Source organism: Streptomyces sp. NPDC001787, assembly GCF_040297465.1.
Taxonomy (GTDB): domain Bacteria; phylum Actinomycetota; class Actinomycetes; order Streptomycetales; family Streptomycetaceae; genus Streptomyces.
This window is the reverse complement of record NZ_JBEOZE010000003.1, coordinates 275,030-288,314: the sequence shown is the minus strand read 5'-3', so window position 1 is coordinate 288,314 and position 13,285 is coordinate 275,030. Positions and strand designations below refer to the sequence as shown.

9 protein-coding genes are annotated in these 13,285 nt (G+C 68.3%); 6 read left to right on the top strand and 3 right to left on the bottom strand.

From position 1 onward, the window contains the following. The first annotated feature begins 35 nt into the window (after nt 1-35). Nucleotides 36-1,067: an alanine racemase gene (locus tag ABT170_RS06245; RefSeq protein WP_329944718.1), complete on the top strand. Its 1,032-nt coding sequence runs from the start codon at nt 36-38 to the stop codon at nt 1,065-1,067. Nucleotides 1,068-1,113: 46 nt separating this feature from the next. On the opposite strand, the gene ABT170_RS06240 is transcribed toward ABT170_RS06245, so the two are convergent. Both ABT170_RS06240 and ABT170_RS06235 read right to left on the bottom strand, forming a co-directional pair. Next, nucleotides 1,114-2,628, bottom strand: a complete 1,515-nt coding sequence (locus tag ABT170_RS06240; RefSeq protein ID WP_351864457.1) for a glycosyltransferase family 87 protein — start codon at nt 2,626-2,628, stop codon at nt 1,114-1,116. A gap of 152 nt (nt 2,629-2,780) precedes the next feature. Further along, entirely contained in the window at nt 2,781-5,102 is a 2,322-nt protein-coding gene (locus tag ABT170_RS06235) for a transglycosylase domain-containing protein (RefSeq protein ID WP_329944716.1), read from the bottom strand. Nucleotides 5,103-5,180: 78 nt separating this feature from the next. Here ABT170_RS06235 and ABT170_RS06230 point away from each other — a divergent pair, with 78 nt between their 5' ends. The 4 genes from ABT170_RS06230 to ABT170_RS06215 all read left to right on the top strand — a co-directional run bounded on the left by ABT170_RS06230 (nt 5,181) and on the right by ABT170_RS06215 (nt 9,175). Further along, entirely contained in the window at nt 5,181-5,417 is a 237-nt protein-coding gene (locus ABT170_RS06230) for a hypothetical protein (protein WP_329944715.1), read from the top strand. Between the two features lie 507 nt (nt 5,418-5,924). After that, nucleotides 5,925-6,632 carry a PadR family transcriptional regulator gene (locus ABT170_RS06225; RefSeq protein ID WP_329944714.1) on the top strand — a complete coding sequence of 236 codons (708 nt, stop codon included), beginning with the start codon at nt 5,925-5,927 and terminating at the stop codon, nt 6,630-6,632. Between the two features lie 68 nt (nt 6,633-6,700). Beyond that, nucleotides 6,701-7,783 carry an inositol-3-phosphate synthase gene (locus tag ABT170_RS06220; protein ID WP_145807988.1) on the top strand — a complete coding sequence of 361 codons (1,083 nt, stop codon included), beginning with the start codon at nt 6,701-6,703 and terminating at the stop codon, nt 7,781-7,783. A 123-nt stretch (nt 7,784-7,906) separates the two neighbouring features. After that, a complete protein-coding gene (locus ABT170_RS06215) occupies nt 7,907-9,175 on the top strand; it encodes an MFS transporter (protein ID WP_329944713.1) in 1,269 nt (422 codons plus the stop codon). Nucleotides 9,176-9,337: 162 nt separating this feature from the next. Here ABT170_RS06215 and ABT170_RS06210 read toward each other — a convergent pair whose 3' ends face one another. Next, complete coding sequence (locus ABT170_RS06210) at nt 9,338-10,780, bottom strand: CCA tRNA nucleotidyltransferase (protein ID WP_329944712.1); 1,443 nt, start codon at nt 10,778-10,780, stop codon at nt 9,338-9,340. A 182-nt stretch (nt 10,781-10,962) separates the two neighbouring features. Between ABT170_RS06210 and ABT170_RS06205 the strand changes: the two genes are divergently transcribed. Then, nucleotides 10,963-13,248 (top strand): DUF6049 family protein, encoded by a 2,286-nt coding sequence (locus tag ABT170_RS06205; protein WP_351864451.1) that lies wholly within the window; start codon nt 10,963-10,965, stop codon nt 13,246-13,248. Nucleotides 13,249-13,285 lie beyond the last annotated feature (37 nt).

Sequence of the window (13,285 nt, the reverse complement as noted above, 5' to 3'; positions counted from 1 at the left end):
TCCACCGCAGCCACCAGAAAGGTTCCGGGCCGGCCATGGCGCTCTCCCTCTACGTCGACACCGCGCGCTGGCGGGCGCACCAGAAGTCCGTGATCGACCAGTTCCCCGGGCTCGTACCCGTCTGCAAGGGCAACGGTTACGGCTTCGGCCACGAGCGGCTCGCCGACGAGGCCATCCGCTTCGGCTCCGACACCCTCGCGGTCGGCACGACCTACGAGGCGGCCCGGATCAAGGACTGGTTCAGCGGCGATCTGCTCGTCCTGACCCCCTTCCGGCGGGGCGAGGAGCCGGTGCCGCTCCCCGACCGCGTCATCCGGTCCGTCTCCTCCGTCGACGGCGTGCACGCGCTGGTCGGCGCCCGGGTGGTCATCGAGTGCATGAGTTCGATGAGGCGCCACGGTGTGAAGGAGGAGGAGCTGGGGCTGCTGCACGCCGCGATAGAGGACGTACGGCTGGAAGGCTTCGCCATCCACCTGCCGCTGGACCGCACCGACGGCTCCGACGCCGTCGAGGAGGTCATCGGCTGGATGGACCGGCTGCGTGCGGCCAGGCTGCCGCTGCACACCATGTTCGTCAGCCATCTGCGCGCCGACGAACTGGCGCGGCTCCAGCAGCAGTTCCCGCAGACCCGCTTCCGCGCCCGGATCGGCACCCGGCTCTGGCTCGGCGACCACGACGCGACGGAGTACCGGGGTGCCGTCCTGGACGTCACGGCCGTCGCCAAGGGTGACCGGTTCGGCTACCGCCAGCAGAAGGTGGCCTCGGACGGCTGGCTGGTCGTCGTCGCCGGAGGTACGTCCCACGGGGTGGGCCTGGAGGCCCCCAAGGCCCTGCACGGGGTGATGCCGCGCGCCAAGGGCGTGGCCCGCGCCGGTCTGGCGACGGTCAACCGCAATCTGTCGCCGTTCGTCTGGGCCGGAAAGCAGCGCTGGTTCGCCGAGCCGCCGCACATGCAGGTGTCGATCCTGTTCGTCCCCTCGGACGCCCAGGAGCCGAAGGTCGGCGACGAGCTGGTGGCCCACCTCCGCCACACGACCACCCAGTTCGACCGCCTCGTGGACCGCTGACCCGGCCCGTACCGCGCGCCCCGCGACCGGGCACCCCGGCTGCGGGTCAGTCGGCGGCGGTCCGGTCGCTCGCCGTGCCCCATTCCACCCGCGGCCCCTCGACCGCGGACGCCGCGTGCCGGGACGGATGCACCGCCGGCCCCAGGACGAACGCGTCCGGCGCCCCGTCGAGGACCCCGCCCGAGGGATCGTCCGACCCGTCGCTCCGCACCCCGTCCCGCTCGGGCAGCAGGATGTCCCGTACGACCACGGCACAGAGGTACAGCGTTCCCATCAGGTGCAGGACGATCGCGAGCTGATAGCCGTCCTGCGGCAGCCCCTGGTGCTTGTCGCCACTGGTCGTGTACGCGAGGTACAGCCAGATCCCCATGAAGTACATGACCTCGCAGGCCTGCCAGACGAGGAAGTCGCGCCAGCGCGGCCTGGCCAGCACCGCCAGCGGGATCAGCCAGAGCACGTACTGCGGCGAGTAGACCTTGTTCGTCAGGACGAACGCGGCCACCACCAGGAACGCGAGCTGGGCGAACCGGGGCCTGCGCGGGGCCATCAGCGCCAGTGCGGCGATCCCCGCGCAGCACACGGCCATCAGCAGCACCGACGCCGTGTTCACCGTGCCGACGTCGATGGCCTTCCCCGTGCGCTGCGTGATGATCAGCCAGAACGAGCCGAAGTCGATCGGCCGTTCCTGGCTGAACGTGTAGAACTTCTTCCACCCCTCGGGGGCGAACAGCATCACCGGCAGGTTGACCGCCAGCCAGGCCGCCGCCGCGCCGATGGCCGCCTGCCCGAACTCCTTCCCTCTGCCCGCCCGCCAGCACAGCACGAGGAGCGGGCCGAGCAGCAGGACGGGATAGAGCTTGGCGGCCGTCGCCAGGCCGATGAGGACGCCGAAGGCGATCACCCGCCCCCGGGACCACATGAGCATCGCCGCGGCCGTCAGAGCGACGGCCAGCAGGTCCCAGTTGATCGTCGCGGTGAGCGCGAACGCGGGGGCGAGTGCGACCAGCAGCCCGTCCCAGGGGCGCCGCCGGTGCGTACGGGAGGTGCACACCGCGATGACCACGGCGCAGATCATCAGCATGCCCGCGTTGACCATCCAGAACATCTGCTCGCGCTGCTGGAGCGGGTCACTGTCCGGCGTCAGCGTCAGCCACGCGGCGACCTGCATGAACACCCCGGTCAGAACGGGGTATTCGAGGTACTGCATGTCACCGCCGATCTCGTCGAAGTACGGCACGAGACCATCGGCGAATCCCCGCCCCAGGAAGAGATGCGGGATGTCGGAGTAGCAGGCGTGGGTGTACTGCGAGGTGGCGCCCTTGAACCAGGCCCACTCGTAACAGGGGATCTTCTGCACCATGCCGAGTGCGAACATCCCGATCGCCACCAGGGCGATGACCCGCACGGGCGTCAGCGGACCGTCGCCGAGCCGCGCCCAGCGGCCCACCCGCCCGCCGATCAGCTCGCTGCCCGCTGCGGCGACCTCGTCCTGGCGCGTGGGCCGTACGACGGGCCGCTCCTGGTGCACGCTCGTGTCTTCTGCGCTTGGCATGCCGCACATCCTGCCGTACGGGGCTGTGGGCGGGGCGTGGCCGGGCCGGGGACACGACGAGGGCCGCCGCACCGGGTGTGGTGCGGCGGCCCTCGTCGGCCCGTGGAGTTCCGGGTGCTGGATTCCGGGCGGGCTGCCCGGTGGAGTCCCGGAGGGAGTGGCTAGCCCCCGCCGCCCCAGATGGTTCCGGTGTTCCCGTTCCCGCCGTTCCCGTTCCCGCCGCTTCCGTCGGCACCGCCCGTGGCGCCCTGGTTGGCTCCGGAGTTGGCGGATCCGTCGGTGGCTCCCGTGTCGGAGCCGCCGTCGGCACCGGCGTTGTTCCCACCGCCGTCCGCACCGGTGTTGGCACCGCCGCCGTTGTTGTTGCACTGCCAGTCGAGCGGGTTACAGGTGTTGGTCGGTGTGGGCGACGCCGTGGAGGGGTCGGGCGACGGCGTCGAGGGTGCCTCGCTGGAGGGGGTGTCCGAGGGGGTCGGGCTGGGCGTCGGGGTCGGGCTGACCGCACCACCGCCGTACAGCGTGTCACCCAGGGGCTGCGGTTCGGGGAAGCGCACGACCTTCTTCCCCTTCATCGCACCGGCCATGTAGTCGTGCCAGATCGACGCGGGGAACGAGGCACCGTGGATCTTCTTCTCGCCACCCGTGCCGAACATCTTCAGGAACTCACGGTCCTTGTTCTTCTCGTCGTCGTCCAGCCGGAACATGCTGATCGCGGTCGAGATCTGCGGGGTGTAGCCGACGAACCAGGCCGACTTGTTGCCGTCCGTCGTACCGGTCTTGCCCGCGACATCACGGCCGGGGAGCTGGGCGGGCGTACCCGTTCCGTTCTCCACGACGTTCTTCAGGACGTCCGTGACGTTGTCCGCGATGACGGGGTCGAAGGCACGCTTGGGCTTCTTCTGGTGCCGGTAGATGACGTTGCCCTTCTTCTTCACCTCGGTCACCGAGAACGGTTCGTTCTGCTGACCACTGGTGGCGAAGGTGGCGTAGGCGCTGGCCATCCGGATGGCGCTGGGCGAGGACGTACCGATGGAGAACGACGGCACGGTCGCGTTCGCCATGTAGTCGTCGTCACGCAGTCCCGCGGCGACGGCGACGTCCTTCACCTTGTCCGTCCCGACATCCATGCCGAGCTGCACATAGGGGGAGTTCGCCGACTCCTGCATGGCGTACCGCAGGTCGATGTCGCCGTAGTCGTGGTTGCCGTCGTTGGTCTGGAGCCAGCTGTTGTCGTTCTCGTCCTTCCAGACCTCGCCGTTGTAGTTCTTGATCTCCAGCTTGTCGTCACCGTTGTAGACGCTCTTCGGCGACACCAGGGTGCGCTCCGAATCGCCCTGCTCGGCCCCCAGCGACGGATCGCGCTTGCCGTACTGCATGGCCGCGGCCAGCACGAACGGCTTGAAGGTCGAGCCGACCTGCGCACCGGTCGGGTTGGCGTTGTTGGTGTAGTGCTCGGTGGCGTCCTGACCGCCGTACGTGGCGAGCATGGCGCCGGTCTTCGCGTCGATCGACGCCCCGCCGAACTCCACATGGGTGTCGGTCCCGGGGCGCTTCTCCGGGTCGATCTTGGCCTTGTAGACCTTCTCCACCGCGTCGCTGAGGGCCTTGACCTTGCCCTTCTCGAAGGTCGTGTGGATCTCGTAGCCGCCCAGGGCGAGGTCCTCGGCGTCGACCTTCGGGCTGCTGTTGTTGATGAAGTAGTTCTTGGCGAGGTCAACGAGGTAGCCGGTCTGACCGCCCAGCTGGGCGTTCTTCTTCGGCTTCAGCGGCATCGGGAACTCGGTGTACTTGTCGCGCTCCTGCTGCGACATCCGCTTGTCCTTGACCTGCTCGTTGAGGATCCACTCCCAGCGTTCCTTCGCACGCTTGGTGTTCGCCTTCGCGGAGGTCTTCTCCTTGCCGACCTCAGGGGCACCGGCCGGGTCGTAGTAGCTCGCGCCCTTGAGGAGGGTCGCCAGGAAGGCGCACTCGCTCGGGTTGAGCTTGGAGGCGTCCTTGCCGTAGTACGTACGGGCCGCCGCCTGGAGACCCGATGCGCCACGGCCGTAGTAGGAGACGTTGAGGTAGCCGGCCATCACGTCTTCCTTGTTGGCCGTACCACCGACCTTGAGCGTGATGAACAGTTCCTTGACCTTGCGGCTCAGCGTCTGTTCCTGGCTCAGCATCGAGTTCTTCACATACTGCTGCGTGATCGTCGAACCGCCCTGGGTATCACCGCCCTTGGCCATGTTGAACACGGCGCGGGCGATGCCCATCGGGTCGATGCCCCGGTCGTCGTCGAACGTCTTGTTCTCTGCCGAGATCACGGCGTTCCGCATCGCCTCGGGGATCTGCCCGTAGCTGATCACCTGGCGGTTGACCTCGCCTCCGGTCGCCACCATCTGCGTACCGTCGGCCCAGTAGTAGACGTTGTTCTGCGCCTTGGCCGCGTTGTTGACCTCCGGGGGGACGACCAGCGCGTACGCGATCCCGGCCGCGCCCATCAGGACCCCGAGGAAGCCCAGGCAGACGCCGGAGACCAGCTTCCACGACGGTACCCAGCGACGGAAGCCGTACTTCCCGTGGCGCGGGTAGTCGATGACACGCTTCTTGCCGGGGCGGCTGTCACCGCGTCCCCGGCCGCGCGGGCCATCGTGCCCGCCCCCTCCGCCACCGCGTCGTCGGCCGCCTCCGCCGGCCCCATGGCCTGCGGAGCCCGCCTCTTCGCCGCCCCGCCGCCGGCCGCCGCGCTGTGCGGCACGACGGGCCTCGGCGCGGCCCCCGTACGGGCGCTCCTCGCCATGGGGTTCGGAAGGTGACTCTGTTGTTGCTCTGCGTGACGGTGCCGCGCGGCGTCCTGTGGACTGCTGGGCGGCTCGTCTGGCCGCTGCACGCCCGCCACCTTGCGGCTCAGGCGTTTTGCGACGGTGCTCGCTCATCGAACGACTACTCCTCGGGCAGGCGAGAGCGCCTGGAAGCGGCAGTTGAGATCCGGTCCCCCCGAATTACGGACAAGCCCTGCGGAAGGCTTCCCCGCAGCGCATCCGCCAGTCCGCGATGACTGACGCCCGGCGGCGTCACTCGGTTCCCGGTGGTCTGCATGCCGCACAGACTACGCACGGTCAAAACCCACCTAGGGCCGAAGTTCACCCCAAATAACGCAAGTCGCTTCCTACGAATTGGTGATGTGACGCCGTTCACGAAGGCTCCCCTTGTCGAACCGTGCTGACCGATCTATCGTGCTGATGTATCGAGTCGATACATCAGCGCGGCATAAGTTCGCCGTAAGAGCTCCGCGGGAGCACTCGGAGAAGGAGGAGGCGAAGGTGAGCAGACGCTCCGGCATCCTCGAATTCGCCGTCCTCGGCCTGCTCCGCGAGTCCCCGATGCACGGCTACGAGCTGCGCAAACGCCTCAACACCTCGTTGGGGATCTTCCGCGCGTTCAGCTACGGCACGCTCTACCCCTGCCTCAAGACGCTGGTCGCCAACGGCTGGTTGATCGAGGAACCGGGAAGTGCCCCGGCAGACCTTCCGCCGGTCACCGGCCGGGCCGCGGCTCCCGCCTCGTCACTCGCGGGGCGCCGGGCCAAGATCGTCTACCGGCTGACGGCAGAAGGTAAGGAGCACTTCGAGGAGCTGCTCTCGCACACCGGACCGGATGCCTGGGAGGACGAGCACTTCGCGGCACGCTTCGCCTTCTTCGGTCAGACGGAACGTGAAGTGCGGATGCGCGTGCTGGAAGGCCGGCGCAGCAGGCTGGAGGAGCGTCTGGAGAAGATGCGCGCCTCCCTCGCCCGGACCCGTGAACGACTCGACGACTACACACTTGAGCTGCAGCGGCACGGCATGGAGTCCGTGGAGCGCGAAGTGCGCTGGCTGAACGAGCTCATCGAGAGCGAGCGGTCGGGACGGGATCAGCGACGATCCTCGCCCGAGGGCTCAGCTCAGCAGGACACATCAGGAGAGACGGGCGGCCTGCCCCGGCACCGGGGTAACACCCCGCCGGATCCGTCCGACGACACCGCCAAGTGAAGTCCCCGCAGTTCCGCAGGGCTTCATCCTTCATCGGTCATACCGAGAACACACAGGGAGCAACCGGAATGGGTTCGGTTCGCGTAGCCATCGTAGGCGTGGGCAACTGCGCCGCCTCGCTGGTGCAGGGCGTCGAGTACTACAAGGACGCAGATCCGGCCGGCAAGGTGCCCGGTCTGATGCACGTCCAGTTCGGCGATTACCACGTCAGCGACGTCGAGTTCGTCGCCGCCTTCGACGTCGACGCGAAGAAGGTCGGCCTCGACCTCGCGGACGCCATCGGCGCCAGCGAGAACAACACCATCAAGATCGCTGACGTGCCGAACACGGGCGTGACCGTTCAGCGCGGCCACACCCACGACGGTCTCGGCAAGTACTACCGCGAGACGATCGAGGAGTCCACCGAGGCGCCGGTCGACATCGTCCAGATCCTCAAGGACAAGCAGGTCGACGTCCTCGTCTGCTACCTGCCCGTCGGTTCCGAGGTCGCTGCGAAGTTCTACGCGCAGTGCGCCATCGACGCCAAGGTCGCGTTCGTCAACGCTCTCCCGGTCTTCATCGCCGGCACCAAGGAGTGGGCGGACAAGTTCACCGAGGCCGGTGTCCCGATCGTCGGCGACGACATCAAGTCCCAGGTCGGCGCCACCATCACGCACCGCGTGATGGCGAAGCTCTTCGAGGACCGGGGTGTCATCCTGGACCGCACGATGCAGCTGAACGTCGGCGGCAACATGGACTTCAAGAACATGCTCGAGCGTGAGCGCCTGGAGTCCAAGAAGATCTCCAAGACCCAGGCCGTCACCTCGCAGATCCGTGACCGTGAGCTCGGTGCGGACAACGTCCACATCGGCCCCTCGGACTACGTGGCCTGGCTGGACGACCGCAAGTGGGCGTACGTGCGCCTTGAGGGCCGTGCCTTCGGCGACGTTCCGCTGAACCTTGAGTACAAGCTTGAGGTGTGGGACTCCCCGAACTCCGCCGGTGTCATCATCGACGCCGTGCGTGCGGCGAAGATCGCCAAGGACCGCGGCATCGGTGGCCCGATCCTCTCCGCGTCCTCGTACTTCATGAAGTCCCCGCCGGTCCAGTACTTCGACGACGAGGCCCGCGAGAACGTCGAGAAGTTCATCAGCGGCGACGTCGAGCGCTGAATCGGCCGGCACGGCTGACAGCCTCACCAGGGCGATGAGCGGCAACGCTCCTCCCCTTGCCGTACGTCGGGGGTCCCCGGGCAATGCGCCCGGGGACCCCCGACGTGTGTGACGCTTGCTCACATGCCTGTCGCGCGTGATCTGCGCATACTCCTGCGCCTTCGGAACTTCCGTCGCCTCCTCGCCGTGCGGCTCCTCTCCCAGTCGGCGGACGGCGTCTATCAGGTCGCCCTCGCCGCACATGTCGTCTTCTCCCCGGAGAAGCAGGCCTCGGCCGGCGCGATCGCCTCGGCGATGGCCGTGCTCCTCCTCCCGTACTCCCTGGTCGGTCCGTTCGCCGGTGTCCTGCTGGACCGCTGGCCACGCCGTCAGGTCTTCCTGTACGGGAACCTGCTGCGCGCGGGCCTCGCCTGCTGCACGGCTCTGCTGATCCTGGGCTCGGTACCGGACTGGCTCTTCTACGCCTCGGCCCTCTGCGTCACGGCGGTCAACCGCTTCGTGCTGGCCGGCCTCTCCGCGGCGCTGCCCCGTGTGGTCGACGCCGACCGCCTCGTCATGGCCAACTCCCTCTCCCCGACCGCCGGTACGCTCGCGGCCACCGCGGGTGGCGGTCTCGCCTTCGTCGTACGCCTGCTGGCGGACGAGTCCGATGCCGCCGTGGTCACCCTGGGCGCGCTGCTCTATCTCCTGTCGGCACTGGCCTCGCTGAGCCTGCCCCGAAAGCTCCTGGGACCCGACCGCGACGGGGATCCCCTGCGGCTGCGGGCGGCGCTGGCCGTCACGGCCCGCGGTCTCGCCGCCGGACTGCGCCATCTGGCGGAAGGGAAGGACGCGGCCCGCGCGCTCGCCGCCATGACCGTGATCCGCTTCTGCTACGGCGCCCTCACCGTGATGGTGCTGATGCTGTGCCGCTACGCATGGTCGGACACCGAGTCCGACGGGCTCGCGCTGCTCGGCCTGGCGGTCGGGATCTCGGGCGCGGGCTTCTTCGTCGCCGCCGTTCTGACCCCCTGGGCGGTGGGGCGCGTCGGGCGGTACGGCTGGATGATCGTGTGCGCCGGGACAGCGGCCGTCCTGGAACCCGCGCTGGGGCTGACCTTCGCTCCGGCGCCGATGCTGGTCGCCGCGTTCGTCCTCGGAGTCGTGACACAGGGCTCGAAGATCGCGACGGACACGGTGGTGCAGACCTCGGTGGACGACGCCTTCCGGGGCCGGGTCTTCTCGCTCTACGACGTGCTGTTCAACGTCGCGTTCGTGGGGGCTGCCGCCGTGTCGGCCCTGATGCTGCCCCCGGACGGCAGGTCGGTCACCGTGGTGGTGGGAGTGGCCGTGCTCTACGCGGCCGTCTCGGTGGCGCTGTTCCGGTGGCGGCGAACGAGCGGCAGGCCTTAGCGGGACGGGCCAGGCATGGACGGAATCGGCAGGGCCACGCGGGCGACCGGGCGCGCGGTGCACTGCGCGGACATGCCGAGGGGCACTGTTTCACGTGAAACAGTGCCCCTCGCTCGACGATCCGCCGGTCATGTTTCACGTGAAACATGACCGGCGGATCGCTCAGCTCTGTGCGGCCCACCACTCCTTGAGTGCCGCCACCGCCGCCTCGTGCTCCATGGGCCCGTTCTCCAGTCGCAGCTCCAGGAGAAACGCGTAGGCCTTGCCGATCACTGGTCCGGGACCGACGTCCAGCACCCGCATGATCTCGTTGCCGTCCAGATCCGGGCGGATGGAGTCCAGCTCCTCCTGCTCCTGCAGCAGCGCGATGCGCTCCTCCAGCCCGTCGTAGGTCCGCGAGAGAGCATTCGCCTTGCGCTTGTTCCGCGTCGTGCAGTCCGACCGGGTCAGCTTGTGGAGCCGGTCCAGCAGCGGTCCGGCATCACGCACATATCTGCGCACCGCCGAGTCGGTCCACTCGCCGTCACCGTAACCGTGGAACCGCAGATGCAGTTCCACCAGCTTCGAGATGTCCTTGACCATGTCATTGGAGTACTTGAGCTCGGTCAGCCGCTTCTTGGCCATCTTGGCGCCCACCACTTCGTGATGGTGGAAGGAGACACGGCCGTCGCTCTCGAAGCGTCGCGTCCTCGGCTTGCCGATGTCATGAAGCAGCGCGGCGAGCCGGAGAACGAGGTCGGGACCGTCCTCCTCCAGGTCGATGGCCTGCTCCAGGACGGTCAGGGAGTGCTCGTAGACATCCTTGTGACGGTGATGCTCGTCACTTTCCAGTCGCAGTGCGGGAAGCTCGGGCAGCACCCGGTCCGCCAGGCCCGTGTCCACCAGCAGCCCCAGCCCCTTGCGGGGATGCGCGGAGAGAAGCAGCTTGTTGAGCTCCTCACGGACCCGCTCGGCGGAGACGATCTCGATGCGCCCGGCCATTTCGGTCATGGCCGTCACGACCTCGGGCGCGACCTCGAAGTCCAGCTGCGCGGCGAACCGCGCGGCCCGCAGCATGCGCAGCGGGTCGTCGGAGAAGGACTCCTCGGGCGTACCCGGAGTACGCAGCACCCGCTCCGAGAGATCCCGGAGACCGCCGTGCGGATCGATGAACTCCTTCTGCGGCAGAGCGACCGCCATCGCGTTCACCGTGAAGTCCCGGCGTACGAGATCTTCCTCGATGGAGTCGCCGTAGGAGACCTCCGGCTTGCGCGAGGTCCTGTCGTAGGCCTCCGACCGGTAGGTGGTGACCTCGATCTGGTAGCCGTCCTTCTGGGAGCCGACGGTGCCGAAGGCGATCCCGACCTCCCACACCGAGTCGGCCCACGGACGCACGATCCTGAGCACGTCCTCGGGGCGGGCATCGGTCGTGAAGTCCAGGTCGTTCCCGAGCCTGCCGAGCAGCGCGTCACGGACCGAGCCGCCCACCAGGGCGAGGCTGAATCCGGCCTCCTCGAATCGGCGGGCGAGGTCGTCGGCGACCGGGGACACCCGCAGCAGCTCACTCACTGCGCGGTGCTGCACCTGACTCAGGGCACTGGCGTTGTCTTCGTTGGCGTTCGGCACAACAGAAAAGGTTACGTGCATGGACCGGCCCGAGCGTCATCGTTTACCGGGACCCTGCAAGACTCTCCCGATCATGTCGCTCGGTCCCCAGCACTTCGCCCCCGCGCACATCGTTACCATGCGGGGACGCAGAACCGACAACGATCGACAGCAGCTGACGACGACGAGGGACGGGTAGGCGCGTGGCCGAGGCGGCAGACTTTCAGGGGATCAGTCCCTCTCCTGCCCGCCGGTGGCTGCGGCGCACAGCCGCCGCGGCGCTCGGAGCACCGTTGGTGGCCGCTCTGCTGACCGGCCCGGCCGCGCAGGCCGCTGAAACCGGCAAGGCTCCCACCGGTTCCCGTACGGTCGACGTGTCCCTGAACACCCTCTCCCCGAACGCACCGGTGGAGGGCGACACACTGACCATTTCCGGCACCCTGACCAACAAGGGCAAGGAAACGGTCACCGACGGCGAGGTCGGCCTGCGGGTGGGCCCGCGGCTGTCCAGCAGGGGCGAGATCGACGACGCGGCCAAGCGCACCGGTTACGTCCCCGGGGCGGACCCGGTGGAGATCGGCGGCAAGTACACGCTGAAGGTCCCCAAGCTGCGCAGCGGCATCAGCCAGGACTTCACGCTCGCCGTTCCCGTCGACAAGCTCGGGCTGGACGACGAGGGTGTCTATCAGCTCGGCGTCTCGCTCTCGGGCCGGACGTCCGGCAGCGGGTACGGGCAGGTCCTCGGCATCGAGCGTTCCTTCCTGCCCTGGCAGCCCGAGGACACCGACAGCAAGACCGGGATGACGTTCCTCTGGCCCCTGATCGCTTCCCCGCATGTGACGGCGGAGACGGGCTCGGACGAACAGCAGACACCGGTGTTCGCGAACGACGACCTCGCCGCGGAGCTGGCCCCCGGTGGACGGCTCGAACAGATGGTGTCGCTGGGCAGCCAGCTGCCGGTGACCTGGGTCATCGACCCCGACCTGCTGGCCGGCGTCGACGCGATGACCAAGAACTACCAGGTCAAGGTCGGTGACTCCACGGTCGCGGGGAAGAACCAGGACATCGCCAAGCAGTGGCTCACCTCGCTGGAGGCCGCGGTGGAGGACGACAAGGTGATCGCCCTGCCGTTCGCCGACCCCGATCTGGCGTCCATCGCCCATCGTGGCAAGAGCGTCTCCGGCACCCTGAGCCATTTGCAGACCGCCTCCGAAGTGGCCGCGAAGACGGTGGAGACCGTCCTGCACGTGAAGCCGTCCACGGACTTCGCCTGGCCCGTGAACGGCGCCATCGACCCGTCGATCGTCGATGTGGCCACCTCGGCGGGTGCCCACAAGGTGATCGCGCGCAGCGACAGCCTCCGGGAGACCGGCAACCTGCCGTACACGCCGACCGCGGCCCGGCCGATCGGCGGCGGCACCACCGCGGTCGTCGCCGACGCCCGGCTGTCCACCGCGTTCGACGGCGACATGTCGAAGGCGGGTGCCTCGACGCTCGCCGTCCAGAAGTTCCTCGCCCAGACGCTGGCGCTGACCGAGCAGGATCCGGAGAACGAGCGCAGCATCGTGGTGGCGCCGCAGCGGATGCCCACCGCCGCCCAGGCCCAGACGATGGCCACCGCCCTGCGGGCGCTCGGTGACGGTCACTGGACGCAGCCCCTGGACCTGGTGGCGGCGGCCGAGGTGAAACCCGACGCACGGGCCACCACGAAGGTGCCCAAGGCCTCCAAGTACCCCAAGAAGCTCCGCGACCAAGAACTGCCCACCCAGGCGTTCCAGGACATCAGGACGACCCAGGACTCGCTCAACAGCTTCCGGGTCGTCCTCACCCAGCCCGAGCGGGTCGTGACCCCCTTCGGCAACGCGATCAACCGCTCGATGTCGACGTCCTGGCGCGGCAGCCCGCTGGAAGCACAGCAGTACCGTGACTCGGTCCGCACCTATCTGCAGGGCCTCTCCAACGAGGTCACGCTCATCGAGAAGTCGGACGTCACCCTCTCCGGCCGCAGCGCGACGATCCCGGTGACGGTGCAGAACAAGCTGGTGCAGGGCGTCGACCATCTGGTCCTCAAGGTGACGTCGGACAACATCCGGCTCAAGTTCGACGATGACGGATCAGTGGCCGAGCTGCCGGTCAAGATCGCGGGCGGGCACAGCCAGTCGCTGAAGTTCGACGCGTCGGCCAACGCCAACGGCCAGGCGCGCGTCACCGCGCGGCTGTTCACCGAGGACGGAACGCCGTACGGCGAAGAGATGACGTTCACGGTGAAGGTGTCCGAAGTCACCCCCACCGTGCTGCTGGTGATCGCCGGCGGGCTGCTGCTGCTGGTCCTCGCCGGCGTCCGGATGTACACCCACCGCAAGCGCTCCATCGCAAGCGACACGGCGGACGGCAACGGCGGCGAACCCGAGCAGCCGAGTGACCCGACCCCGGACACCGGACCGGAAAGCGGGGCCCCGTCGGATACGGGTGAGAAAGTGGACCGTTGAGCGATGTCTGTCGTGGCCGGTCGGCCGGGGACGATGA